The sequence below is a fragment of the Pseudomonas fluorescens genome, from assembly GCF_902497775.2.
GTDB classification, from domain to species: Bacteria; Pseudomonadota; Gammaproteobacteria; order Pseudomonadales; family Pseudomonadaceae; genus Aquipseudomonas; species Aquipseudomonas putida_F.
Genome location: NZ_OZ024668.1, coordinates 247,254 through 271,725, shown reverse-complemented (window position 1 = coordinate 271,725; position 24,472 = coordinate 247,254). Strand labels below are relative to the sequence as shown.

The following is a 24,472-nucleotide window of genomic DNA, read 5'->3' as shown; positions in this document are numbered from 1 at the left end:
TTTCACCGCTGTCGATCTTTCGATCGAAGCCCTTCCGGATGACTCTGGAACCGCTAACTCTTTGAAACTCAAGGAGTTTTCAGTTCCGACTGCGCCGGAAGTGGGGCGAATTATAGACACATCTGCAGGGGCGTCAAGGACTTATTTCAACTTTGTTTCAACGGCGGTGTTTTGCGCGTTACCAGCCGGGGAATTCGCCGCTCAAGCGCGGGAATGCGCAAGGCCAGCAGGAACAAACCAATAGCAGCATATATGGACCATTCTTTAAGGTCGGCGCGCACTACCCATAGAAAGTGCAAAAGGCCCAAGCCAAGAATGACATACACCAGCTTGTGCAGTTTTTTCCAGCGCGCGCCCAGGCGACGCTGACTGTAGCGGTTGGACGTCACCGCCAAGGTCAGCAAACCAACAAACCCCAACATGCCGACAATGATGTAGGGACGCTTGCTCAGTTCCACCCCCAACTGCCCCCAGTCCAGGCCAAGCACGAAGAACATGTAGGCACTCAGGTGCAGCACTATATAAGCAAAGCACCACAACCCCAGCTGGCGCCGCGAGACGATCCAGCCCGCCCAACCGGTAAGGCGCTGCAAGGGCGTCATGCTCAAGGTTATCAACAGGAAGATCAAAGCCCCCAACCCCAGGCGATCGACCAGGATCTTGCCCGGATCCGGCCCAAGGGCCTCCATGGCTGCCTCATACAACCACCACAGCGGCCAGATACTGGCCAGGATGAAGATGCCGAGCCTGAACAGTGGATAACGCATCAGTAGTTCTTCCTCAGGTCGAGACCGCTGTACAGCCCTGCCACTTCTTCGGCATAGCCATTGAACATCTGCGTGGGCCGCACATTGGGGCTGAACAGGCCACTGGGCAGGCGCCGCTCACGGGCCTGGGTCCAGCGCGGATGATCGACCTCGGGGTTCACGTTGGCGTAGAAGCCATATTCTTCCGGGGCAATTGCCTGCCAGGTGGTGCGCGGCTGCTCTTCGACCAGACTGATGCGCACGATCGACTTGATGCTCTTGAAGCCGTACTTCCATGGCACCACCAGACGCAACGGCGCACCATTCTGGTTGGGCAGTTCACGCCCGTACATGCCGACGGCGAGGATCGCCAGCGGATTCATCGCTTCATCCAGGCGCAAGCCTTCTATATAAGGCCAGTCGATCAGGGCAAAGCTTGAACGCTGGCCGGGCATGCTTTTTGGGTCCTGCAAGGTTTCGAAGCGAATGTAGCGCGCCTTGGAGGTTGGCTCGACTTGCTTGAGCAACGCCGATATCGGAAAGCCCAACCAGGGGATGACCATCGACCAGGCCTCCACGCAGCGCAGGCGATAGATGCGCTCCTCCAGCTGATAGGGCTTCATGAAGTCTTCCAGGGCATAGCGCCCGGGCTTGCCTACCTCGCCATCAACCACCACGGTCCACGGCTCGGTTTTCAGGCTGCCGGCATTGGCCGCCGGATCGCCCTTGTCGGTGCCGAACTCGTAGAAGTTGTTGTAGTGGGTGGCATCCTTGAACGGCGTGGTCGCCTCCCCCGGCGCCGTTACTGCCTGCCACTGGGTGGCGGCGAGCTTCTCGCTGAACCAGCCAGGCGCCCTGCCCGCCTCGACATCGGCATAGCGCGATGGATCGGCAGCACTGGCCCAGCGTGGCAGCGCAGTTGCCGCAAGGGCAGCCAGCGAGCCGCCGAGCATGGCGCGACGCGAGACATAAATGGATTCGGGGGTGACATCCGATTCTTTGCAATCGGAGGCTTTGGACAGCTTGATAAGCATGATGGCTCCGTAGAACTGGAGGGCTGATGCACCAGTAGACTACGGAGCCCGAGCGAAATTACATCACTCGATGTTTTTGCGTCGACGCATGCGCAACAGGTATTGCACAGGGCCGGAGGCCGCATAGCCGAGGAACACCAGCAGCAGGATGCGCGGCGGGTCACTGAAGACTACCGCGAACACCAGCACCACGGCGAGGATCGCTACGAACGGCACGCGCCCCTTGAGATCCAGCTCCTTGAAGCTGTTGTACTTGATGTTGCTGACCATCAGCATGCCAGCTGCGGCCACCAGCAGCGCCACCAGGAACGACAGCTTCGAACCCTGGATGCCGTAGTCGCTGAAGGCCCAGACGGTACCGGCTACCACACCGGCCGCCGCCGGGCTGGCCAGGCCGATGAAGTAACGCTTGTCGGCCTTGCCGACCTGGGTGTTGAAGCGCGCCAGACGCAGCGCGGCGCCAGCCACATAGATGAAGGCGACCATCCAGCCGACCTTGCCCATGTCACCCAGGGCCCAGCCGAAGGCCAGCAATGCCGGGGCGACACCGAAGGCGACCATGTCCGACAGCGAGTCGTACTCGGCACCGAAGGCGCTTTGGGTGTTGGTCATACGTGCCACGCGGCCGTCCAGTCCATCGAGGACCATGGCGACGAAAATGGCGATGGCGGCGAAGGCGAAATACTTGCTCGCCTCGCGTGGATCACCCGCACTGAGGGCCGCCTGGGCACTCATGGAGTTGATGATCGAATAGAAACCGGCGAACAGGTTCGCAGTGGTGAACAGGTTGGGCAGCAGATAGATGCCGCGATGCCGAACCTTGCGTCCTTCGGCGTCATGCCCTTCTTCAACATGCTCATCGATCGGTAGCAGGCTTTCGGCGTCAGAGGCCTTGTTCGGCTCTTCGGGACGTTCGCTCATGGACATTACCTTGCAACGGTGTGGAAAGTTTCGACAGACGTCTGCGACGAGGGTTCGTCGACAAACGATGAAGCTTTATACCAGAAGCTGACCGCCTAAACGAAAAAACGCGGCCGAAGCCGCGTTTTCATCGCATCAGGACAAGATCAGTTCTTGGCCTTGTCGACGATTTTGTTCGCCGCGATCCAAGGCATCATCGAGCGCAGTTGCTCGCCGATGACTTCGATGCCGTGGGCAGCGTTGTTGCGACGCTTGGCGGTCATCGAAGGGTAGCCGGTGGCGCCTTCGCTGATGAACATCTTGGCGTACTCGCCGTCCTGGATGCGCTTCAGAGCGTTGCGCATGGCCTGACGGGATTCGGCGTTGATGACTTCCGGGCCGGTCACGTACTCGCCGTATTCGGCGTTGTTGGAGATCGAGTAGTTCATGTTGGCGATGCCGCCTTCGTACATGAGGTCAACGATCAGCTTCAGCTCGTGCAGGCACTCGAAGTAGGCCATTTCAGGCGCGTAGCCCGCTTCAACCAGGGTTTCGAAACCGGCCTTGACCAGCTCGACGGTACCGCCACACAGAACGGCCTGCTCGCCGAACAGGTCGGTTTCGGTCTCGTCCTTGAAGGTGGTTTCGATGATGCCGGTACGGCCGCCACCGACACCAGCGGCGTACGACAGGGCAACGTTCTTGGCATTGCCGGAGGCGTCCTGGTAGATCGCGATCAGGTCAGGGATGCCGCCGCCTTTGACGAACTCGGAACGTACGGTGTGACCTGGCGCTTTTGGCGCGATCATGATCACGTCCAGGTCGGCGCGTGGCACGACCTGGTTGTAGTGGATGGCGAAACCGTGGGAGAAGGCCAGGGTGGCGCCCTTCTTGATGTTCGGCTCGACTTCGTTCTTGTACAGCTGGGACTGGAACTCGTCCGGGGTCAGGATCATGACCAGGTCGGCACCGGCAACAGCGGTCGCTACATCGGCAACTTTCAGGCCGTGAGCTTCGGCTTTGGCAACGGTGCCCGAACCTTTACGCAGACCGACAGTGACGTCCACACCGGAGTCTTTCAGGTTGCACGCCTGAGCGTGGCCCTGGGAGCCGTAACCGATGATGGCAACTTTCTTGCCCTGGATGATGGAAAGATCACAGTCTTTGTCGTAATAAACTTTCATGAAAATACCCCTGTTATCTCGGCCCATAGGGCCATCGCTAATTTTTTGAGTTAGATGCTGAGCACTTTGTCGCCACGGGCAATGCCGGTAACGCCGCTGCGCACTGTTTCGAGAATGGACGCGGTACCGATGGCCTGAATGAAGCTGTCAAGCTTGTCGCTGGCGCCAGTCAGCTGAACGGTATAGACGCTGCTGCTGACGTCGACGATCTGCCCACGATAGATATCGGTGGTGCGTTTGATCTCGGCACGCTGGGCACCCGTGGCCTTGATCTTGACCAGCATCAGTTCACGTTCGATGTGCGCGCTTTCCGAGAGGTCGACCAGCTTGACGACTTCAACCAGCTTGTTCAGGTTTTTGGTGATCTGCTCGATCACCTCATCATGACCGACCGTGGTCAACGTCAGACGCGACAGGGTCGGGTCTTCGGTTGGCGCCACCGTCAGGCTTTCGATGTTGTAGTTACGCTGCGAGAACAGACCGACCACGCGAGACAAGGCACCGGGTTCGTTTTCCAACAGCAGGGAAATAATGTGCCGCATGATTAGGTACGCTCCGTCTTGCTCAGCCACATGTCGCGCATAGAGCCGTCTTTGATCTGCATCGGGTAGACGTGCTCACTGTTGTCGACCTGGATGTCGATGAACACCAGGCGGTCTTTCATGGCGAACGCTTCCTCGAGCTTGGGCTTGAGGTCTTTCAGGCTGGTGATGCGGATACCCACGTGACCATAGGCTTCGGCCAGCTTGACGAAGTCAGGCAGCGATTCCATGTAGGAGTGCGAGTGACGGCTGTTGTAGGCCATGTCCTGCCATTGGCGGACCATGCCCAGGACGCCGTTGTTGAGGTTGACGATCTTCACCGGCAGGTCGTACTGCAGGCAGGTCGACAGCTCCTGAATGTTCATCTGGATGCTGCCCTCACCGGTGACGCAGGCAACGTCCTGGTCCGGGAAGTTCAGCTTGACGCCCATGGCCGCCGGGAAGCCGAAGCCCATGGTGCCCAGGCCACCGGAGTTGATCCAGCGGTTGGGTTTGTTGAAGCGGTAGTACTGCGCCGCGAACATCTGGTGCTGACCAACGTCGGAGGTCACGAAGGCATCGCCCTTGGTCACTTCGCAGAGGGTCTCGATCACGGTCTGCGGCTTGATCACGCTGCCGTCGCCCTTGTCGTAAGGGAACATGTCGCGATCGCCACGCCACTCTTCGATCTGCTTCCACCAGGCGTCCATCGCGGCCTTGTCCGGTTGCTCGCCGATTTCGCGCAAGGTCGCGACCATTTCGGTCAGAACGCTCTCAACCGGGCCAACAATCGGCACGTCGGCCTTGATGGTCTTGGAGATCGACGCCGGGTCGATGTCGATGTGGATAACCTTGGCGTTCGGGCAGAACTTGGCCGGGCCGTTGACCACGCGGTCGTCGAAGCGCGCACCGACGGCGAAGATCACGTCGGCGTGGTGCATGGCCAGGTTGGCGGTGTAGCTGCCGTGCATGCCGAGCATGCCGAGGAACTGGCGATCGGTACCCGGGTAGCCGCCCAGGCCCATCAAGGTGTTGGTGACCGGCAGGTTGAGCATCTGCGCAACTTCAGTCAGGGCCGCGGAGCCGCCACCGAGGATGACGCCGCCACCGGCGTAGACCACTGGACGCTTGGCCGCCAGCAACATCTCGGCAGCCTTGCGGATCTGCCCCGAGTGACCACGAACAGCCGGGCTGTAGGAACGCATCTTGACCTTTTTGGGGTAGACGTATTCGAACTTTTCCGCAGGGTTGGTCATGTCTTTCGGGATATCGACCACGACCGGGCCCGGGCGACCGGATTGCGCCAGATAGAAAGCTTTTTTCAGTACTTCAGGGATTTCCGAGGCGTGTTTGATCATGAAGCTGTGCTTCACGATCGGCCGGGAAATACCGATCATGTCGGTTTCCTGGAAGGCATCGGTGCCGACCATGGTGCTGGGCACCTGACCGGAGAGGATGACCATCGGAATGGAGTCCATGTACGCGGTGGCAATACCGGTGATGGCATTGGTTGCGCCTGGACCAGAGGTCACCAGTACCACACCGGCCTTGCCGGTGGCACGGGCGTAACCGTCCGCCATATGGGTAGCTGCCTGCTCGTGACGAACCAGGATGTGGCTTACTTCCGGTTCTTTGAACAGGGCATCGTAAACATGAAGGAGAGCACCACCAGGGTACCCGTAGATGTGCTTAACGCCTTCGTCACGCAAAAAGCGGACGACCATCTCAGCGCCAGATAAAAGCTCCACGTTGTTCACCTCTAAAACGCCAGAATACCGTCCACGGTGGACGGGTCTTAATAGGTTTACTGCCAAGCAGAGCATGAGCGACGGAATCGCCGACTACGTCAGCACTGACTGAGCAAGTATTGGGAGCGCCCCAAAGTGTTGCGGGGTTTTCCCACCCAGCGCGAGGTAACGCGTTGCGGGGTGTAACAGGTCGGCGCGGGTGTGCGCCTCATGATCTGCTTAGCGGGTCTGCTTCTGGCAGTCCCTCTACAGCGGAATCTGGATTCTTCTTTTTCGGCGCGCGCAAGTCAAGAAAAATTATTGCCAATTTCGCGCAAGGACGATCCACAGCCACCACTAATACCAGCGACAGCAGCAGAAAAACAAACAATACAAACAAAAAGAGCCACAATCTGTGGCTCCAAGGGTGAAAAGAGGGAAATTCAGGCAGAAGGACTGATCAATTGGTCAAACTCTGCTAGCAGCCTGCGTAGCTCGCGGCTTTGCTCCGGGCGGTCGACGTATACCGTTTCAGCCATGACCAGAATCCCGGAGGCATTTGGCAGTGCCAGGCCGTTCTCGAGAATCACTTTCATTTTCGGCAGGAAAATCCACTGCAACCACTGATCGAAGTTCATGCTATCGACCGCAAAGGGCACCGTGCTGGCCAGCGCCTCGGGGCTGGGCGGCTCTTCGCTCCACCAGCCCTGGACGTGCAGTTCGCGCTCGATCAGCAGCAAGTGATCGGCGATATCGAGGATGCGTTGATCCATTACAGGTTGACCTGGGCTTTCTGCCGGGCCAGCGCTGCACCGGCCGAGTCGCCCTGCTTCTCGCGCGACTGGGCAATGATGTTCCACAGCCCGGCCTGCAGGTCGGGGCGACCGTTGGCGTAGGTCAGCGCACGGCGCGCCAGTTGCTCGGACTGCGCGGCGTCGCCCTGGGCCAGGCGTACCTGGGCCAGACGGTAAAGCACCTGCGGCTCACGCGGGGCAATGCGCTGGGCACGTTCCAGGCTCGATGAAGCACCGTTGTAGTCGCCGCCGCTCTGCTGTTGCTGGGCGGTGGTCAACAGCGCCAGCACCGGGCCATCGAGCTGTTCGTCAGCCGAGAGGCCGCCACTGGCAGCGCTGGAGCGCGGAATGCCACTGGGCGCACTCGGGGCGCTGGTGCTCGGCATGGTGTAGCTGCCGGCGTTGGTCGAACTGCTGTCGAACGGCGCCGAGCTGCTCGGGCCCGGAGTAATGGGCCCTGTGCTGATCGGCGCGGCGCCGGTGGCGGCCGGGAAAGTCTGGATTGGAGAGGCACCGGCCCCCGGCGGGACCATGACCATCACCCCGGAGTCCTGCGGTACGGCCTGGGCCTGACGCGAACCGTTATTGACCTGCGCCGGCGCGCCACGGTTGGCCGTGACCCGCTCGCTGTTGGAGACCCGGGTACTGGAATCGACCACGGGAATGGAGCCGCGCGGATTGCTGGCGCAGCCGTTGAGCAAAGCCAGCGCCGTCAAGGCTGGAAACCACCACTTGTTCACTGCACACCCTCTCTAGGCTAACGCTTAATTCATCCAACCCTTGACCCAGTCCATGACGGACTCGGCAGGATCCGGCTCACCGCCACAGGCGGCCCCGGCCGGCGGTTCACTTCCGCGAATATACGGCATCTGCACGGCGCCCGGGCAACTGGCGTCCGAGCCCTGGCCGCTATGCGGATCGATCCAGGCCTGCACCACGTTGTCGGGCAGCGGCATGTCCAGCGGCAGCGGGTCGGCCTTGCGCATGAAACTGGTCCAGACCTGCAACGCGCCGGTAGCACCGGTGAACGGGGTTTTACCGTTATCGTCACGGCCCAGCCAGACCACCGCCAGCAGGTCCTGGCTGAAGCCTGCGAACCAGCTGTCACGGGAGTCGTTACTGGTACCAGTCTTGCCCGCCAGGTTCAACGAGCTTGGCAGCACACTGTAGACCGAACGCCCGGTACCTTCGCGCATGACCCGCTGCATGGCGTTCTGCACCAGATAAATGGCACCCGGATCGAAGGTCTGCTGGATCTGGAACGGATAACGCTTGAGCGGCTCGCCCTCGGCGGTCAGCACGCTGCGGATACCGCGCATCGGCGTGTTGAAGCCTCCGTTGGCCAGGGTCTGGTACATGGTCGCGACCTGCATCGGCGACATCCCGCCCGCCCCGAGCATCATCGACGGGAAGGCTGGCCAGTCGACGTTCACGCCCAGTCGGCCGATGGTTTTCAGCACATTCGGCACGCCCAGCTCCAGGCCGAGCTTGGCGGTCGACAGGTTGTAGGAGTTGGCCAGGCCCTGATACAGATAAATGGTGCCGTGGGAACGACGGTCGTAGTTCTGCGGCCTCCACACCTGGCCATCGGCGCCTTTGACCGAAAACGGTTCATCCTGGACCCAACTGGTCAGGGTGTATTTGCTCGGTTTTTCCAGGGCGGTCAGGTATACCGCCGGCTTGACCAGCGAGCCGATCGGCCGCACCGCATCGATTGCGCGGTTGAAGCCGGCGAAACCGGCCTGGCGGCTGCCGATCAGGGCCTGGACTTCACCGGTCTCCGGGTTGGTCACGACCATTGCCGCCTCGACTTCATCGGCGCCCTTGCGCCCGGCCAGGCGCTTGAAGGTCTCGGCCATGGCCGCTTCGGATTTCATCTGCAGGATCGGGTCGAAGCTGGTAAAGATGCGCAGGCCTTCTTCGGTCAAGTCTTCGTCACGGTAGTCCTGGCGCAGCTGGCGTTTGACCAGGTCGAGAAAGCCCGGGTAGGAGCTATCGGCCAGACTGCCGCGCTTGGTCACGCCCAGCGGCATTTTCTTCGCCGCTTCCACCGCTTCCGGGGTCGCCACGCCCTGCTCGGCCAGCAAGTCGAGCACCAGGTTACGCCGCATCGTCGCCCGCTCCGGGTAACGCCGCGGGTTGTAGTAGGAAGGCCCCTTGACCATCCCGACCAGCAAGGCGATCTGGTGCAGCTTGAGCTCCGACAGCGGCTGGCTGAAGAAGAACTGGCTGGCCAGGCCGAAGCCGTGCACCGCACGCTGACCGTCCTGGCCGACGAACACCTCGTTGAGGTAGGCCTCAAGGATTTCGCGCTTGTCGTAATGCAGCTCGAGCAGCAAGGCCATCATTGCTTCATTGAGCTTGCGGCTGAGACTGCGTTCGTTGGTCAGGTAGAAGTTCTTCACCAACTGCTGGGTCAGGGTACTGCCGCCCTGGCGCATGGCACCGGACGAGGTGTTGACCCAAACGGCCCGGGCAATCGACTTGGGCGACACGCCGAAGTGGTGATAGAAGTCGCGGTCTTCCACGGCCACCAGGGTTTCCAGCAGGTACGGTGGCACCTGGTCGATCTTGATCAGGATGCGGTCTTCAAGGTTTTTCGGGTACAGGCCGCCGATCAGCAGCGGCTCGAGGCGTACCACGTCGAGTTTCGAGCCGTTGGCACCGCTAAGGCCTGCTACATAGTCGCCAGAGAAACGCACGCGCACTGCTTGCGCCGTTTCCATGCCTTCATAGAACTGGAAGCCGCGGGTGTTCAGATCGACGGTATTGCCGTTGACCGCGGCCGCACCCGGGCCATTGGCGACGCTTTCGCGGCGATAGCCGAGGGCATCGAGTTCGATGAGGAAGTCGGCCTTGCTCAGCTTCTGGCCGACGAACAGCTCCAGCGGCCGGGCATACACCTTGGCCGGGATGGTCCAGCGCTTGCCGGAGAATTTCTCCTGGACCACGGCGTCGAGGTAAATGGCATAGCCCGCCACCAGCACAAGGCCGACCAGGCTGAGCTTCAAGGCCCAGCCCAGCCAGGCACGCGAGCGGCCAGACGGGCGTTTTTTAGCGGTACGGGGGGATCGAGATCGAGTCATGGCGGCGGATTATACGCACTTTATCAATCGTCGACAGGCGCCCTCCGGCGGTTTGCACCAGCCCCGCTTGCGGCCATAATGGCCGATTCGAATCTCCCGACTCAGAAGGATCGCCCGTGAGCCAAGCCTTGATCACAGCCCTGCAGAATCCCGCCCTGTTCCCTCACCCGGTGAAGGCATTTCAGGTTATCGAGACGCATATCTCCTGGGTGCTGCTCACCGGTGACTATGCCTACAAGATCAAGAAGCCGATGAACTTCGGCTTTCTCGATTTCACCGAACTGTCCCAGCGGGCACACTTCTGCGCTGAGGAGCTGCGCCTGAACCAGCGCCTGACCGAAGGCCTGTACCTGGAAGTGCTGCCGATCACCGGCAGCGCCGAAGCGCCGCAACTGGGTGGCGCAGGCGAGCCAATCGAATACGCGCTGAAAATGCGCCAGTTCCCCCAGAGCCAGATGCTCAGCACCCTGCAGGCCAACAGCGAACTGACCGCTGCGCACATCGACCAGATGGCCGAGCAGATCGCCCGCTTCCACCTGGCGGCGCCAAAAGTTGCCGTGGACCATCCGCTGGGCACGCCAGACAGCGTCATGGCCCCGGTCGAGCAGAACTTCGAGCAGATTCGCCCGTTCCTTTCCGACAAGGCTGACCTGCAGCAGCTGGATGCCCTGCAAGCCTGGGCCCAGGACAGCTTCAAGCGCCTGCATGGCCTGCTTGAGCAGCGCAAGGCAGAAGGCTTCATTCGCGAATGCCACGGTGATATCCACCTGGGCAACGCCACCCTGATCGACGGCAAGGTGGTGATTTTCGACTGCATCGAGTTCAACGAGCCGTTCCGCCTGACCGACGTTTATGCCGATGCCGCGTTCCTGGCCATGGACCTCGAAGACCGCGGCCTGAAGTCGCTGTCGCGCCGCTTCATCAGCCAGTACCTGGAACTGACCGGTGACTACGCCGGCCTGGAACTGCTGAACTTCTACAAGGCCTATCGCGCGCTGGTGCGGGCCAAGGTCGCGCTGTTCAGCATGCCGGCCAACGCCGATGCCGTGCAGCGCGCCACGACCCTGCGCACCTACCGCAACTATGCCAACCTGGCGGAAAGCTACAGCGCCATCCCTTCGCGCTTTCTGGCCATCACCCACGGTGTATCCGCGGTCGGCAAGAGCCACGTAGCCATGCGCCTGGTCGATGCCCTGGGCGCCATCCGCCTGCGTTCGGACGTCGAGCGCAAGCGCATGTTCGGTGAGCAAGCCAGCGCCAATGCCGGCCAGCTGCAAGCCGGCATCTACAGCGAAGACGCCAGCCAGGCCACCTACCAACGCCTGCATCAGCTGGCTGAAACCATCCTGCGCGCCGGCTTCCCGGTGGTGATCGACGCCACTTACCTCAAGCACGACCAGCGCCAGGCCGCCGCCAGCATTGCCAGCGAAACCGGTGTGCCGTTCCTGATCCTCGACTGCAACGCCCCGGATGCGGTGATCGCCAGCTGGCTGGCCCAGCGTCAGGCTGATCAGAACGATCCGTCGGACGCCACCCTGGACGTGGTCAAGGCCCAGCAGGCCAGCCGTGATCCGCTCAGTGCCGAAGAGTTGCTGCAAAGCAAACGCGTTGAAACCAACGAAAGCGGCAGCCTCGATCTGCTGGTCAAGCAGATCCGCCAGCGCCTGCCCGGGCTCTGATGCTACCCAGGACGTGAAGCAGTCGACAGTTCACGCCTGATTATGGGCGCCTCCACGATGATGGCACTATAGTGTCACCTTAAGTGCAAACAAGGAGGCGCCTCATGAATCAGCCACGGCAACTGGACAGCGCGCTGTATGCGTTGGTGCATGACGAACAGATCGCCAGCTTCAATCGCGAGAAACCCAAGGACGGCACCGTCGACTTTCGTGGCGGGGATTTCCGCGGGCTCGACCTGCGCGAGCTGGACACCACCGGTATCGACTTCAGCGATGCCTACTTCCGTGCCTCCGACCTGCGCGGCCTGGACCTGCGCCACAACGGCCTGGAAGGCGCCAGCCTTGCCCATGCGCAGATTTCCGGCACCTACTTCCCCAGCGAACTGAGCGCCGACGAGATCCTCATGTCGGTCAATTTCGGCACCCGCCTGCGCTACCGCACACGCTGACAGCAACGACCGAAACGCCCGCCGGCTGTGGCCTGGCGGGCGGCTTTCGGCTACCCGTCGGCGCGTGGATGGCAAAACGCCGCGTATTTCCCAAGTGCCGCTACACTGCTCATTGACCTGCCGCGATTCCCAATCAAGACCCGTTCAGCCGTCGCAAGGAGGCTTGATGAACGATGAACTCCAGCATCTGAAAAACCTTGGCAAGACTTCTGCGCAGTGGCTGCACGCGGTCGGCATCCACAGCGCTTCGGATCTACGCCGGCTGGGTGCGGTCAATGCCTACAAAGCCGTGCGCACCCGTGGTTTCCGGGCCTCGAAGGTGCTGCTCTACGCGATTGAAGGTGCCTTGCTCGATGTGCATTGGAATGACATTCCGGCCGAACGCAAGGAAGCCCTGAACCAGCAACTCGACGGCAAAACTGCCGCACAGAAAAATAATCGGGAATATTGAGTCACGGCGCTTGACTCCGTAATGAGAATCGTTATGATTATCACAACTGGTCGCGAGACTGGTTGGGTAACCTGAAAGCCCCTGGTTCGGACTCTCAGATTATCTCCTCATCAGGCTAATCAAGGTTATTGACCCGGCACTTTGCCGGGTCTTTTTTTGCCTGGGATTTCTATTCCTTGCCACGCCCCACGCGGTTCAATCAACGAGCGATGATCAGCGGGTGCCCGCGCTCGGGATGAGGCTGCACCAGCACATCAATGCCAAACACTGCCTTGAGCGATTCCGGGCGTAGCACCTGTTGCGGGGTATCCAACGCATGGGCGCGGCCCTGTTCGAGCAGCAGGATCCGGTCACAGTAGCGCGCTGCCAGATTCAAGTCATGAAGGATAACCATCACCGCCGCACCGCGATCGGCAAACGCGCGCACCGCCTGCAAGGTGGTGTGCTGGTGCAGCGGGTCGAGCATCGACGTCGGCTCATCGAGCAGCAGGATTCGCCCGTCCTCCCCTGGCCACAGCTGCGCCAGTACCCGCGCCAGGTGCACGCGCTGACGCTCGCCACCGGAGAGTGCCAGGTAGCTACGCCCGACCAGATGGCTGGCATCCGCCGCCTGCAAAGCCGCGTCGATGATCTGCTGGTCACGCTCAAGACCGCTGTTGTGCGGCAAACGGCCCATACCGACCACCTCCTCGACCTTGAAGGCAAAACCCAGGCTCGACACCTGCGGCAACACCGCCAGGCGTTGGGCACGCTGCTGGCCGGGCCAATCACCAAGGCCACGGTCATCCAGGGTCACCCGCCCCTGGCTGGCGTTCAGTTCGCCGCACATTACCCCGAGCAGACTGCTTTTGCCGGCGCCGTTGGGGCCCAATACGCCCAGCACCTGGCCGGGTTGCAGCGCCAGGCTGATATCGCTCAGGACCTGATTCGCCCCTCGGCGCAGGGATAGGTTCTCGACTTGCAGCATCAGGTACGCCCTCGCAACAGCAGGTAGAGGAAGAACGGCGCACCGATGAATGCGGTAACGATACCGATCGGCAACTCCGCAGGCGCCAGCGCCAAACGGGCGATCAGGTCGGCAAACAGCAGCAGCGAAGCGCCGGCCAACAGCGATGCCGGTAGCAGCACGCGGTGATCAGGCCCGGCCAGCAAGCGCACCAGATGCGGCACCACCAGGCCGATGAAGCCGATCAGCCCCGCCGCCGCGACTGCCGCGCCAACTCCCAATGCGGTACAGAACACCAGTTCGCGCTTGAGCTTCTCGACCTCAATGCCCAAATGCCGGGCTTCGGATTCGCCCAGCAACAAGGCATTCAAGGCCTGGGCCCGGCGCGGCAACCATAACGAGACCAGCACGGCGACCAGCACCAGCGGCCACAGCCGCTGATAACTGGCGCCGTTGAGGCTACCCAGGTTCCAGAACGTCAGGGTGCGCAAGGTGGCGTCATCGGCCAGGTAAGTGAACAGCCCCACCGCCGCACCCGCCAGGGCGGTCAAGGCGATACCGGCAAGGAGCATGGTCGCCACATTGGTCTGGCCATCGCGCCGGCCCAGGCGGTACACCAGCGCGGTCACCCCCAGGCCACCGAGAAACGCACACAGGGATAACAGATAGGGGGCAAATGCCTCGGGAATGCCACCCACCCATGAGCCGCCGACAATCGCCACCGCCGCACCGAGTGCGGCGCCAGCGGAAACACCGACCAGGCCAGGGTCTGCCAGTGGATTGCGAAACAGCCCCTGCATGGCCACCCCGGACAACGCCAGCACGGCGCCCACGGCCAGCCCCAGCAGCGTACGTGGCAAGCGAATCTGGCCGAGGATCAGCTCGGCCTGCTCCAGCCCTTCCCCGGCCACCGGCAGCCCGAGCAGCCGTGCCCCGGCGCGCAGGGTGTCGATCAGGGGCAGGCTGACCGGCCCCAGCGCCAGCGACAACCAGATCGCCAGCAGGCACAGCAGCGTCAGGACGACGAACAGCGTGCGCGGTTTGACCAGCCGGTTCATTGCGCAGTCGGGTAGAAGGCTTGGGAAAGGCTCTGCAAGGTAGCGGGCAGGCGCGGACCGAGACCACCGACTAGCAGGGTCGGGTCCAGCTCGATCAGGCGCTTGTTGCGTGCGGCGCGCGAAGCATTCAGGGCCGGGTTTTCCTTGAGCAGTGCCTGCAAGGCCTGGTCACCGCTGAGGCTGCGGTCGGCGAATACCAGCACATCGGGGTCGAGGGCCGCCAAGGCCTCCACGGAGAAGTTCTTGTAGCCCTCGTTATCCGCCAGGTTGCGCGCACCGGCCTGTTTGAGCAGCCAGTCGCCGGCGGTGCCTTTGCCGGCGATCATCGGTTTGGAGCCGGCATGGCCGACCAGCAGGATAACCCCTGGTGCGGCCTGGGTGGTTTGCAGTTGCTTGATCTTGCCCTGCAGGGCATCGAGTTGCTGGCGGTAGTCGGCGAACAATTGCCGGGCCTGTTGTTCGTGGCCGAGTAAACGTCCCAGTTGCTGCAGGTTGCTCTCGACGGCACCCAGGTCGGCCTTGCTGGAAAGCAGTTCGACCTTGACCCCGGCGCCACGGATTTGCGCGAGCACCGGCGGCGGGCCCATTTCTTCAGTGCCCACCAGTACATCCGGGCGCAGGCTCAGCACGCCTTCGGCGGACAGTTGGCGCTGATAACCGATGCTCGGCAACGCCTTGAGCGATTGCGGATGCTGGCTGGTGGTATCGACCCCGACCAGCTTCTGCTCGCCGCCCAGCGCCGTCACCCACTCGCTCAAGGCGCCACCTGCGCTGACCCAGCGCTGCGGCAAGGCGTCGGCCTGGGCCAGGGTGTTGAACACAAGACCGGCACACAGGGCGATCAGGCGGGCACGTGGGCGCATAACAGGCTTCCTTGAATGAGGAGGAGCGGCAATCCGGGTGGATAATGTCGGGGACGCGCGGTATAAAGCGTCCGATACGGCTGATGCAGGCAATTTGATAATTATTTGCATTTGCACGTCAAGCCGTCACTGTGACTTCGAGTAACCCTCACCATGCATTTTCTTTGTCGCTCCGAACACCTGGGCGAAGGCCAGAGCCGAGGCTTCAGTGTCGATGACCTGGGGATTTTCGCGGTTCGACGTGCGGGCACCGTCTACCTGTACCGCAATAACTGCCCCCACCGCGGTATCCCCCTGAACTGGGAGCCCGACGCCTTTCTCGACAGCAGCGCCAGCCTGATCGCCTGCGGGCGCCACGGCGCACTGTTTCTGATCGAATCCGGCGAATGCGTGGCAGGCCCCTGCGAGGGCGAGCAATTGACTGCCCTGGATTGTCGCGAAGACAGCCAGGGCATCTGGCTTATCGATTGAGCAACACCGGCAACGGCCGATCGATGTAAATCTGTTCGCCGTCAATGCGTGTGCCGTAGGCAAGCACTTCGACGCCATCGGCTACTGCCGTGCGTAAGGCATCGGCATAGGCACTGTCGATCTCGTCGGCCGGGCGTACGGCTTCGACACCGCTCAGGTTCACGCAATATAGCTGCACTGCGCGCACACCCTGGCGAGCCAGGGTTGCCAGCTCACGCAGATGCTTGGCACCGCGCTGGGTCACTGCATCTGGGAAGGCGGCTACCGTCGACTCATCAAAGCCCAAGGTCACACTCTTGACCTCGACGTAGGCCGGCCCGTCGGCAAACTCCAGGCGAAAATCCACCCGGCTGCTCTCTTCGCCGTAGGCCACTTCGCGCTTGAGCCCGGTGAACCCGGCCAGCTCGCTGATGACGCCGGCACGCAAGGCTTCTTCTACCAGGGCGTTGGCCCGCCCGGTGTTGACACAGGCCAGGCGCCCCTGTGGAGTTTCACTGATTTCCCAGGTGCCGGGCAGCTTGCGTTTAGGGTCGTTGGAGCGGCTGAACCAGACTTGGCCGCCCTCGACCATGCAATTGAACATCGAGCCGGTGTTGGGGCAATGGATAGTCATTTGCTCGCCGTTAGCCAGCTCGATGTCGGCCAGGAAGCGCTTGTAGCGACGCAGCAACCGTGCGGTTTCAAGTGTTGGAGAAAAACGCATCAGCCTTGCCAGCTCCGTAGTCCACGGGCAATCCGCTCAACCGCCTCCTGCAGGCGCGGCAAGCTCTGGGTGTAAGCAAAGCGCACATGGTGCCCGGCCTGGTGACGACCGAAGTCCAGGCCCGGGGTGAAGGCCACATGTTCGGTTTCGAGGAAGTGCCGGCAGAAGGCGAAAGCATCGCCACCAAAGGCGCTGATGTCGGCGTACAGGTAAAACGCGCCCTGAGGCTCGACAGCAATCTTGAAGCCCAGTTCACGCAGGGCGGGCAACAGGAAGTCACGGCGGCGAGCGAATTCTGCCCGACGCTCTTCGAGGATGGCCAGGGTCGCGGGCTGGAAACACGCCAGGGCGGCATGCTGCGCCATGCTCGGTGCGCTGATGTAGAGGTTCTGTGCCAGTTTTTCCAGGTCAGGCACTGCCGCCGGTGGCGCGACCAGCCAACCCAGGCGCCAACCGGTCATGCCGAAATACTTGGAAAAACTATTAAGGACGAAGGCTTCGTCGTCGACTTCCAGCACACTCGGTGCATCCATGCCGTAGGTCAGGCCGTGGTAGATCTCGTCCACGACCAGATGGCCGTTGCGCGCGCGGGTGGCGGCGGACAGGCCTGCCAGTTCATCGCGGTCAAGCACGGTACCAGTCGGGTTGGCCGGTGATGCCACCAGGGCGCCAACGGTGTCCTGGTCCCAGTAGCGCTCGACCAGGTCGGCGGTCAGTTGGTAATTGGCCTCGGGGCCGACCGGCACCAGTTGCGCAGCGCCTTCGACCAGGCGCAGGAAATGCCGGTTGCACGGGTAACCCGGATCGGCCAGCAGCCAGTGCTTGCCCGGGTCGACCAACAGGCTTGCGGCCAGCAGCAAGGCACCGGAGCCGCCCGGCGTGATGAGGATACGCTGCGGATCGATGCTCAGCCCGTAGCGCTGCCGGTAAAACCCGGCAATCGCTTCACGCAGCGCCGGCAGACCGCGGGCAGCGGTGTAACGGGTATGCCCTTGGGCCAGTGCGGCCTGGCCGGCCTCGATGATCGGCGCAGCGGTAGTGAAGTCCGGTTCGCCGATTTCCAGGTGGATCACGTCGCAGCCGCTCGCCTGCAGCTCGTTGGCGCGGGCCAGCAGGGCCATCACGTGGAAAGGTTCGATGGCGCGGCTGCGCGCACTGTAGGGCTGGGCCATTAGCCTTCTCTCAAAAGGGTCTAGAATAATGATTCTACCCATGCGCCGGGTCGAACGTGTGGCAAAAGCTGCGGTCCACTGCAAAGATCGTCAAGGCCTGGCGCAGTTGTCCTGGCCTTGACAACCGGGAGTAGCGTACCCCGATTCGATCTGGTAAGTTCGGCGGCTCGCAGTCGCAGGGCCGGCGGGCGCCGGAGATGGAGCAGCCTGCGCAATGGATTAGAAGAGTGAGAGGCGGTCTATTCATGTCCACCCAAGAAAAGCAACAAAGTCAGCCAGTTCTTGTTCATGGCGTCGAACCCTATAAAGAGACAAAGGGTGAGGAATACATGAGCAAAGCCATGCGCGACCACTTCACCAAGCTCCTCAATGGCTGGAAGAAAGAGCTGATGGTCAGCGTCGACCAGACCGTGGACCACATGAAGGATGAAGCGGCCAACTTCCCTGACCCGGCCGACCGTGCCAGCCAGGAAGAAGAATTCGCCCTGGAACTGCGCAACCGTGACCGTGAGCGCAAGCTGATCAAGAAAATCGACAAGACACTGCAACTGATCGTCGATGAAGAGTACGGCTGGTGCGAAAAGTGCGGCGTCGAAATCGGCCTGCGTCGCCTTGAGGCGCGCCCAACCGCCGACATGTGCTACGACTGCAAGACCTTGGCAGAAATCAAGGAAAAACAGGTCGGCAAAGCCTGACCTGACCAGAACGGGGCGCTCAAGGCGCCCCGTTTCATTTATGGCTATACGTATTCGTTTGCAGTTGCGTCCATGAGCATGAACAACCCTCGCTATATTGGGCGCTTCGCCCCTACGCCCAGTGGTTTCCTGCACTTCGGCTCGCTGGTCGCGGCCCTGGCCTCATGGCTGGACGCGCGTGCGGTTGGCGGTACCTGGCTGGTGCGCATGGAAGACATCGACCCGCCCCGCGAAGCCCCCGGTGCCCAGGCAGCGATCCTGCAAACCCTGGAAAGCTACGGCCTGGAATGGGACGGCGAGGTGGTCTATCAGAGCCAGCGCCACGATGCCTATGCAGAAGTGGTCGAGCGCCTGTTCCGCCAGGGCCTGGCCTATGCCTGCACCTGCTCGCGCAAACAGCTTGAAGGCTACAACGGCATCTACCCGGGCCTGTGCCGAAATGCCGGGCATGGCCGCGAAAATGCTGCCATCCGCGTGCGGGTGCCGGAGCTTGCCTATCAATTTGAAGATCGGGTTCAGGGGCGCTATGAACAGCACCTGGGCCGCGAGGTCGGCGACTTTGTCATCCAGCGTCGCGATGGCCTGTATGCCTATCAACTGGCGGTGGTGCTGGATGACGCCTGGCAAGGTGTAACCGATATCGTCCGCGGCGCCGACCTGCTGGACAACACCCCGCGCCAGCTGTACCTGCAGGAATTGCTCGGGTTGTCGCAACCGCGTTACCTGCATGTGCCATTGATCGTGCAGCCAGACGGGCACAAGCTGGGCAAGTCATATCGCTCGCCACCCCTGGCCGCTGACCAGGCCACGCCCCTGCTGCTGCGGGCCCTGCGCGCGCTGGGGCAAAAGACCGAAGCGGGCATGGAGCAAGGCACTCCGGCCGAAGTGCTGGCACATGCCGCATCGCACTGGAACCCAACGGCCCTGCCCCGGCGCCTGAGCGTGCCCGAGGCCGACCTGCACTGACCCTTGTAGGATTCGACTTGCCCCGCGATGAGGCCAGTCCGTGCTAGATCGCGGGGCAAGCCCGCTCCCACACATAGAAAGCCTAGTAAATTCAATTCTTTGGCAAAAACGCACAAGCCCGTTACCATCGCCGCAGCCATTTGCGCCAATAATAAGTCCAAGCCGCAGCGCCCTAACCTTTGAGGCCAGCATGTATATCTATCGTTTGGTCCTGCTTCTGGTCGTGGGGATCTATCTGTTCTCCCCGGCCATCATGGACTGGTGGATCGAGCCAACCGGTGCCTGGTATCGCCCTTACCTGCTCTGGCTGATCCTGATCGTCGTGACCTTTATCCTGCAGAGCCAACGTGATGCCGATGAGCTTTAGCCTGACCCAGATGATCCTGATCAGCGCCGCCTACCTGCTGGTGCTGTTCGGCGTGGCCTGGGTCAGCGAACGCGGGATGATCCCGCGCTCGATCATCCGCCACCCGCTGACCTACACCCTGTCGCTGGGCGTCTATGCCAGTGCCTGGGCCTTTTATGGCTCGGTGGGCCTGGCCTACCAGTACGGCTACGGCTTTCTCGCCTGTTACCTGGGGGTGTCCGGGGCCTTCTTGCTGGCGCCGGTACTGCTCTACCCGATCCTGAAGATCACCCGCACCTATCAATTGTCGTCGCTGGCCGACCTGATCGCCTTTCGCTTTCGCAGCACCTGGGCCGGGGCGCTGACCACGATATTCATGTTGATCGGCGTTCTGCCGCTGCTGGCGCTGCAGATCCAGGCGGTGGCCGATTCGATCAGCATTCTGACCGGCGAACCGGTCAAGGCACGGGTCGCCTTTGCCTTTTGTGCGCTGATCACCCTGTTCACCATCTTCTTCGGCTCGCGGCACATCGCCACCCGGGAGAAACATGAAGGCCTGGTGTTCGCCATTGCCTTCGAATCGGTCATCAAGCTGCTGGCCCTGGGTGGTATCGGCCTGTATGCGCTGTACGGCGTGTTTGGCGGCCCGCATGAGCTGGAAGTCTGGCTGCTGCAGAACCAGACCGCCCTCGCCGCCTTGCACACACCGTTGCAGGAAGGCCCGTGGCGCACGCTGCTACTGGTGTTCTTCGCCTCGGCCATCGTCATGCCGCACATGTATCACATGGCCTTTACCGAGAACCTCAACCCGCGCTCGCTGGTCAGCGCCAGCTGGGGCCTGCCGCTGTTCCTGCTGCTGATGAGCCTGGCCGTGCCGCTGATTCTCTGGGCCGGCCTGAAAATGGGCGCCAGCACCAGCCCGGAATACTTCACCCTGGGCCTGGGCATCGCGGCCAACAACCAGGCGCTGGCGCTATTGGCCTATATTGGCGGGTTATCGGCCTCCAGCGGGCTGATCATCGTCACCACCCTGGCGCTCTCGGGCATGGCCCTGAACCACCTGGTGCTGCCGCTGTACCAGCCACCGGCCGAGGGCAATATCTACCGCTGGCTGAAGTGGACCCGGCGGGCGCTGATCGTCGCCATCATCGCCGCCGGCTTCGGTTTCTACCTGACCCTGGGCAGCCAGCAGGACCTGGCCAACCTCGGTATCGTCGCCTTCGTTGCTACTTTGCAGTTCCTGCCTGGCGTGCTCTCGGTGCTGTACTGGCCGACCGCCAACCGCCGCGGCTTCATTGCCGGCCTGCTGGCGGGGATTCTGGTGTGGATGGTGACCATGCTGTTGCCGCTGGTGGGCAACCTGCAAGGCTTCTACATCCCGCTGCTGAACATGATCTATGTGCTCGACGACACTAGCTGGCACATGGCCGCGATCGCCTCGCTGGCAGCCAACGTGCTGCTGTTCACTCTGATCTCGCTGTTCACCAACGCCAGCAGTGAAGAAGTCAGCGCCGCCGAGGCTTGTGCGGTGGATAACGTGCGTCGCCCGCAGCGCCGCGAGCTGCACGCCGCCTCGCCCCAGGAGTTCGCCACGCAGTTGGCCAAGCCGCTGGGTGCCAAGGCTGCGCAGAAGGAAGTGGAACAGGCCCTGCGCGACCTCTACCTGCCGTTCGACGAGCGCCGCCCGTATGCCCTGCGCCGCCTGCGCGACCGCATCGAAGCCAACCTGTCCGGGCTGATGGGCCCGAGCGTGGCCCAGGACATGGTCGAGACCTTCCTGCCCTACAAGTCCGGTAACGAAAACTACGTTACCGAAGACATCCACTTCATCGAAAGCCGCCTGGAAGACTACCACTCGCGCCTGACCGGCCTTGCCGCCGAGCTCGACGCCCTGCGCCGCTACCACCGCCAGACCCTGCAAGAATTGCCGATGGGCGTCTGCTCGCTGGCCAAGGACCAGGAAATCCTGATGTGGAACAAGGCCATGGAGGAGCTCACCGGCATCCCCGCCAAGCGCGTGGTCGGCTCGCGCCTGACCACCATTGCCGACCCCTGGCGCGGCCTGCTGCTGGGCTTCATCAACGTGCCCGATGAACACCTGCATAAACAACGCCTGGGTCTGGATGGCCAGACCCGCTGGCTGAACCTGCACAAGGCAGCCATCGACGAGCCGCTGGCACCGGGTAACAGTGGCCTGGTGCTGCTGGTCGAAGACCTCACCGAAACCCAGGCCCTGGAAGACAAACTGGTGCACTCCGAGCGCCTGGCCAGCATCGGCCGCCTGGCCGCCGGGGTCGCCCACGAGATCGGCAACCCGGTTACCGGTATCGCCTGCCTTGCGCAGAACCTGCGCGAAGAGCGTGAAGAGGACGGCGAGATCACCGAACTGAGCAGCCAGATTCTGGAACAGACCAAGCGCATCTCGCGCATCGTCCAGTCGCTGATGAGCTTTGCCCATGCCGGCAGCCACCAGCACAGCGACGAGCCGGTGTGCCTGGCTGAAGTAGCCCAGGATGCCATCGGTCTGCTGGCCTTGAACCGGCGCAATTTCGAAGTACAGTTCTTCAACCTGTGCGACCCGGAGCACTGGGTCGAAGGCGATCCGCAACGCCTGGCCCAGGTGCTGATCAACCTGCTGTCCAACGCCCGTGACGCCTCCCCGCCCGGCAGCGCCGTACGGGTCAAGAGCGAAGCCAGCGAGCATACCGTCGACCTGATCGTCGAGGATGAAGGCAGCGGTATCCCGAAAAACATCATGGATCGTCTGTTCGAACCCTTCTTCACCACCAAGGACCCGGGCGAAGGCACCGGACTGGGGCTTGCTCTGGTCTATTCCATCGTGGAAGAGCATTATGGACAAATCACCATCGACAGCCCGGCCGATAGCCAGAGCCAACGCGGCACCCGGATCCGAGTGACCCTGCCGCGTCATGTCGTAGCGACGTCCGCTGTGAACTGAGACCGTCGAGAGAATTGAATAAATGCCGCATATTCTGATCGTCGAAGACGAAACCATTATCCGCTCGGCGTTACGCCGATTGCTTGAGCGTAACCAGTACCAGGTCAGCGAGGCCGGCTCGGTGCAGGAAGCCCAGGAGCGCTTCAGCATTGCGACCTTCGACCTGATTGTCAGCGACCTGCGCCTGCCGGGCGCACCGGGCACCGAACTGATCAAGCTCGGCCAGGGCACGCCGGTGCTGATCATGACCAGCTACGCCAGCCTGCGTTCTGCCGTCGACTCGATGAAAATGGGGGCGGTGGACTACATCGCCAAGCCGTTCGATCACGACGAAATGCTTCAGGCCGTGGCGCGTATCCTGCGTGACCGGCAGAACGCGCCGGCCGCTCCGGCTGAGCGCGGCAACGGCAAAGCAGTACCAGGCGACAAGGCCGCGGCTAGCACGGCGGCCAACGGCGAGATCGGCATCATCGGCTCCTGCCCACCGATGCAAGACCTGTACAGTAAGATCCGCAAGGTCGCGCCAACAGACTCCAATGTGCTGATCCAGGGTGAGTCGGGTACCGGTAAAGAACTGGTGGCCCGCGCGCTGCACAACCTCTCGCGGCGCGCCAAGGCACCGATGATCTCGGTGAACTGTGCGGCGATTCCCGAGACGCTGATCGAATCGGAACTGTTCGGCCATGAAAAAGGCGCCTTTACCGGTGCCAGCGCCGGTCGCGCCGGCCTGGTCGAAGCCGCCGATGGCGGTACGCTGTTCCTCGACGAGATCGGCGAACTGCCGCTCGAGGCCCAGGCCCGCCTGTTGCGCGTACTGCAGGAAGGCGAAATCCGCCGGGTCGGTTCGGTGCAATCGCAAAAGGTCGATGTGCGCCTGATCGCCGCGACCCACCGCGACCTTAAGAACCTGGCCAAGGTCGGCCAGTTCCGCGAAGACCTTTATTACCGCCTGCACGTCATCGCCCTGAAGTTGCCGGCCCTGCGCGAGCGTGGCGCCGACGTCAACGAGATCGCCAATGCCTTCCTCGCCCGCCAGAGTGCGCGGGTTGGGCGTAACGACCTGCGCTTCGGCCACGACGCAGAGCAGGCGATCCGGCATTACTCCTGGCCCGGTAACGTGCGCGAACTGGAGAACGCCGTGGAGCGTGCGGTAATTCTGTGCGAAAGCCCGGAAATTTCCGCCGACCTGCTGGGTATCGACATCGAGCTGAGCGACCTGGAAGACGACGAGCCGTTTGCCGGCCTGTCGGGCGCCAGCAGCGCCAACAACACCAGCCACGAGCCGACCGAAGACCTGTCGCTGGAAGACTACTTCCAGCATTTCGTCCTTGAGCACCAGGATCACATGACCGAGACCGAGCTTGCGCGCAAGCTCGGGGTCAGTCGCAAGTGCCTGTGGGAACGCCGTCAGCGCCTGGGCATCCCGCGGCGCAAGAGCGGTGCCACCAGCGAAGGCTGAGTCGTTTCAGCGCTCTACGACGGGGCGCGGCGGTAACACCGTCACCTTGCGACAAACTGTTACCGCAGCACGAAGTCGTAACAAAAACCGGGGCTTACGGTAACGAAGCCCCGGTTTTTTTTCGCCCTGCGAACCGCCCAAAACCGCTCCAACCCCTTGTTTTACTGGGCTTTGCAAAAGTTGGCACGGCACCTGCTATATGTTTGGTACAAGAACAATAACAAGCACTGCAAAAGACAATAAAAATAAGACGAATCGGCTCA

Annotated in this window: 23 protein-coding genes; 9 read left to right on the top strand and 14 right to left on the bottom strand. The window is 62.0% G+C overall.

Annotation, left to right across the window (positions count from 1 at the left end):
* Positions 1-146 precede the first annotated feature (146 nt).
* The 9 genes from msrQ to mrcB all read right to left on the bottom strand — a co-directional run bounded on the left by msrQ (position 147) and on the right by mrcB (position 9,992).
* Complete coding sequence (gene msrQ, locus F8N82_RS01340; protein WP_038998705.1) at positions 147-767, bottom strand: protein-methionine-sulfoxide reductase heme-binding subunit MsrQ; 621 nt, start codon at positions 765-767, stop codon at positions 147-149.
* Entirely contained in the window at positions 767-1,780 is a 1,014-nt protein-coding gene (gene msrP, locus F8N82_RS01335) for a protein-methionine-sulfoxide reductase catalytic subunit MsrP (protein ID WP_038998704.1), read from the bottom strand. Before msrP ends, msrQ begins: the two co-directional genes overlap by 1 nt.
* Positions 1,781-1,843: 63 nt before the next feature.
* Entirely contained in the window at positions 1,844-2,701 is an 858-nt protein-coding gene (pssA, locus tag F8N82_RS01330; RefSeq protein WP_010223018.1) for a CDP-diacylglycerol--serine O-phosphatidyltransferase, read from the bottom strand.
* Positions 2,702-2,847: 146 nt separating this feature from the next.
* Positions 2,848-3,864, bottom strand: coding sequence for a ketol-acid reductoisomerase (ilvC, locus tag F8N82_RS01325; protein WP_038998703.1), 1,017 nt, complete (start codon positions 3,862-3,864; stop codon positions 2,848-2,850).
* Between the two features lie 50 nt (positions 3,865-3,914).
* Positions 3,915-4,406 carry an acetolactate synthase small subunit gene (gene ilvN, locus F8N82_RS01320; protein ID WP_010223016.1) on the bottom strand — a complete coding sequence of 164 codons (492 nt, stop codon included), beginning with the start codon at positions 4,404-4,406 and terminating at the stop codon, positions 3,915-3,917.
* Between the two features lie 2 nt (positions 4,407-4,408).
* Positions 4,409-6,133, bottom strand: a complete 1,725-nt coding sequence (locus tag F8N82_RS01315; protein ID WP_038999710.1) for an acetolactate synthase 3 large subunit — start codon at positions 6,131-6,133, stop codon at positions 4,409-4,411.
* A gap of 422 nt (positions 6,134-6,555) precedes the next feature.
* Positions 6,556-6,885, bottom strand: a complete 330-nt coding sequence (locus tag F8N82_RS01310; RefSeq protein ID WP_038998701.1) for a YqcC family protein — start codon at positions 6,883-6,885, stop codon at positions 6,556-6,558.
* On the bottom strand, positions 6,885-7,646 hold the full coding sequence (locus F8N82_RS01305) for a lipoprotein (RefSeq protein WP_038998700.1): 762 nt from the start codon (positions 7,644-7,646) through the stop codon (positions 6,885-6,887). Before F8N82_RS01305 ends, F8N82_RS01310 begins: the two co-directional genes overlap by 1 nt.
* Before the next feature lie 24 nt (positions 7,647-7,670).
* Positions 7,671-9,992: a penicillin-binding protein 1B gene (gene mrcB / locus F8N82_RS01300; protein WP_038998699.1), complete on the bottom strand. Its 2,322-nt coding sequence runs from the start codon at positions 9,990-9,992 to the stop codon at positions 7,671-7,673.
* Positions 9,993-10,108: 116 nt separating this feature from the next.
* Between mrcB and F8N82_RS01295 the strand changes: the two genes are divergently transcribed.
* From F8N82_RS01295 to F8N82_RS01285, 3 genes are all read left to right on the top strand, one after another.
* Positions 10,109-11,671 (top strand): AAA family ATPase, encoded by a 1,563-nt coding sequence (locus F8N82_RS01295; protein WP_038998698.1) that lies wholly within the window; start codon positions 10,109-10,111, stop codon positions 11,669-11,671.
* Positions 11,672-11,775: 104 nt separating this feature from the next.
* On the top strand, positions 11,776-12,120 hold the full coding sequence (locus F8N82_RS01290; RefSeq protein WP_038998697.1) for a pentapeptide repeat-containing protein: 345 nt from the start codon (positions 11,776-11,778) through the stop codon (positions 12,118-12,120).
* 166 nt (positions 12,121-12,286) lie between these two features.
* Entirely contained in the window at positions 12,287-12,571 is a 285-nt protein-coding gene (locus F8N82_RS01285) for a TfoX/Sxy family protein (protein WP_038998695.1), read from the top strand.
* Between the two features lie 199 nt (positions 12,572-12,770).
* Here the strand turns inward: F8N82_RS01285 and F8N82_RS01280 are convergent, their stop codons facing one another.
* From F8N82_RS01280 to F8N82_RS01270, 3 genes are read right to left on the bottom strand one after another with little or no spacing between them, the layout of a single operon-like run.
* Positions 12,771-13,538, bottom strand: coding sequence for a heme ABC transporter ATP-binding protein (locus F8N82_RS01280; RefSeq protein WP_038998694.1), 768 nt, complete (start codon positions 13,536-13,538; stop codon positions 12,771-12,773).
* The gene (locus F8N82_RS01275) at positions 13,538-14,521 is read right to left on the bottom strand and encodes a FecCD family ABC transporter permease (RefSeq protein WP_176470475.1); all 984 of its coding nucleotides are present in this window, start codon (positions 14,519-14,521) and stop codon (positions 13,538-13,540) included. Before F8N82_RS01275 ends, F8N82_RS01280 begins: the two co-directional genes overlap by 1 nt.
* Positions 14,522-14,571: 50 nt before the next feature.
* Positions 14,572-15,438: a heme/hemin ABC transporter substrate-binding protein gene (locus F8N82_RS01270; RefSeq protein ID WP_038998692.1), complete on the bottom strand. Its 867-nt coding sequence runs from the start codon at positions 15,436-15,438 to the stop codon at positions 14,572-14,574.
* A gap of 153 nt (positions 15,439-15,591) precedes the next feature.
* On the opposite strand from F8N82_RS01270, the gene F8N82_RS01265 reads away from it, so the two are divergent.
* A complete protein-coding gene (locus F8N82_RS01265) occupies positions 15,592-15,909 on the top strand; it encodes a Rieske (2Fe-2S) protein (protein WP_038998690.1) in 318 nt (105 codons plus the stop codon).
* Here the strand turns inward: F8N82_RS01265 and sfsA are convergent.
* Complete coding sequence (gene sfsA, locus F8N82_RS01260) at positions 15,899-16,612, bottom strand: DNA/RNA nuclease SfsA (RefSeq protein WP_038998689.1); 714 nt, start codon at positions 16,610-16,612, stop codon at positions 15,899-15,901. The genes F8N82_RS01265 and sfsA overlap by 11 nt on opposite strands.
* Positions 16,612-17,784, bottom strand: coding sequence for a pyridoxal phosphate-dependent aminotransferase (locus F8N82_RS01255; protein WP_038998688.1), 1,173 nt, complete (start codon positions 17,782-17,784; stop codon positions 16,612-16,614). Before F8N82_RS01255 ends, sfsA begins: the two co-directional genes overlap by 1 nt.
* A 245-nt stretch (positions 17,785-18,029) precedes the next feature.
* Here F8N82_RS01255 and dksA point away from each other — a divergent pair, with 245 nt between their 5' ends.
* The 5 genes from dksA to F8N82_RS01230 all read left to right on the top strand — a co-directional run bounded on the left by dksA (position 18,030) and on the right by F8N82_RS01230 (position 24,209).
* Positions 18,030-18,479, top strand: coding sequence for an RNA polymerase-binding protein DksA (gene dksA, locus F8N82_RS01250; protein ID WP_038998686.1), 450 nt, complete (start codon positions 18,030-18,032; stop codon positions 18,477-18,479).
* A 78-nt stretch (positions 18,480-18,557) separates the two neighbouring features.
* Entirely contained in the window at positions 18,558-19,445 is an 888-nt protein-coding gene (gluQRS, locus tag F8N82_RS01245) for a tRNA glutamyl-Q(34) synthetase GluQRS (RefSeq protein ID WP_038998685.1), read from the top strand.
* A 190-nt stretch (positions 19,446-19,635) separates the two neighbouring features.
* Complete coding sequence (locus tag F8N82_RS01240) at positions 19,636-19,812, top strand: hypothetical protein (RefSeq protein WP_003250005.1); 177 nt, start codon at positions 19,636-19,638, stop codon at positions 19,810-19,812.
* The gene (locus F8N82_RS01235) at positions 19,796-22,750 is read left to right on the top strand and encodes a sensor histidine kinase (RefSeq protein WP_162195919.1); all 2,955 of its coding nucleotides are present in this window, start codon (positions 19,796-19,798) and stop codon (positions 22,748-22,750) included. Before F8N82_RS01240 ends, F8N82_RS01235 begins: the two co-directional genes overlap by 17 nt.
* A 22-nt stretch (positions 22,751-22,772) precedes the next feature.
* Complete coding sequence (locus tag F8N82_RS01230) at positions 22,773-24,209, top strand: sigma-54-dependent transcriptional regulator (protein WP_038998683.1); 1,437 nt, start codon at positions 22,773-22,775, stop codon at positions 24,207-24,209.
* Positions 24,210-24,472: the final 263 nt, after the last annotated feature.

Coding starts and splice junctions, on each gene's coding strand:
- F8N82_RS01270 (WP_038998692.1), bottom strand. CDS start 15,438: ATGCGCCCACGTGCCCGCCTGATCGCCCTGTGTGCCGGTCTTGTGTTC.
- msrQ (WP_038998705.1), bottom strand. CDS start 767: ATGCGTTATCCACTGTTCAGGCTCGGCATCTTCATCCTGGCCAGTATC.
- F8N82_RS01290 (WP_038998697.1), top strand. CDS start 11,776: ATGAATCAGCCACGGCAACTGGACAGCGCGCTGTATGCGTTGGTGCAT.
- msrP (WP_038998704.1), bottom strand. CDS start 1,780: ATGCTTATCAAGCTGTCCAAAGCCTCCGATTGCAAAGAATCGGATGTC.
- F8N82_RS01255 (WP_038998688.1), bottom strand. CDS start 17,784: ATGGCCCAGCCCTACAGTGCGCGCAGCCGCGCCATCGAACCTTTCCAC.
- pssA (WP_010223018.1), bottom strand. CDS start 2,701: ATGAGCGAACGTCCCGAAGAGCCGAACAAGGCCTCTGACGCCGAAAGC.
- F8N82_RS01285 (WP_038998695.1), top strand. CDS start 12,287: ATGAACGATGAACTCCAGCATCTGAAAAACCTTGGCAAGACTTCTGCG.
- F8N82_RS01280 (WP_038998694.1), bottom strand. CDS start 13,538: ATGCTGCAAGTCGAGAACCTATCCCTGCGCCGAGGGGCGAATCAGGTC.
- F8N82_RS01235 (WP_162195919.1), top strand. CDS start 19,796: ATGCCGATGAGCTTTAGCCTGACCCAGATGATCCTGATCAGCGCCGCC.
- F8N82_RS01310 (WP_038998701.1), bottom strand. CDS start 6,885: ATGGATCAACGCATCCTCGATATCGCCGATCACTTGCTGCTGATCGAG.
- dksA (WP_038998686.1), top strand. CDS start 18,030: ATGTCCACCCAAGAAAAGCAACAAAGTCAGCCAGTTCTTGTTCATGGC.
- F8N82_RS01230 (WP_038998683.1), top strand. CDS start 22,773: ATGCCGCATATTCTGATCGTCGAAGACGAAACCATTATCCGCTCGGCG.
- gluQRS (WP_038998685.1), top strand. CDS start 18,558: ATGAACAACCCTCGCTATATTGGGCGCTTCGCCCCTACGCCCAGTGGT.
- F8N82_RS01240 (WP_003250005.1), top strand. CDS start 19,636: ATGTATATCTATCGTTTGGTCCTGCTTCTGGTCGTGGGGATCTATCTG.
- F8N82_RS01265 (WP_038998690.1), top strand. CDS start 15,592: ATGCATTTTCTTTGTCGCTCCGAACACCTGGGCGAAGGCCAGAGCCGA.
- ilvC (WP_038998703.1), bottom strand. CDS start 3,864: ATGAAAGTTTATTACGACAAAGACTGTGATCTTTCCATCATCCAGGGC.
- ilvN (WP_010223016.1), bottom strand. CDS start 4,406: ATGCGGCACATTATTTCCCTGCTGTTGGAAAACGAACCCGGTGCCTTG.
- sfsA (WP_038998689.1), bottom strand. CDS start 16,612: ATGCGTTTTTCTCCAACACTTGAAACCGCACGGTTGCTGCGTCGCTAC.
- mrcB (WP_038998699.1), bottom strand. CDS start 9,992: ATGACTCGATCTCGATCCCCCCGTACCGCTAAAAAACGCCCGTCTGGC.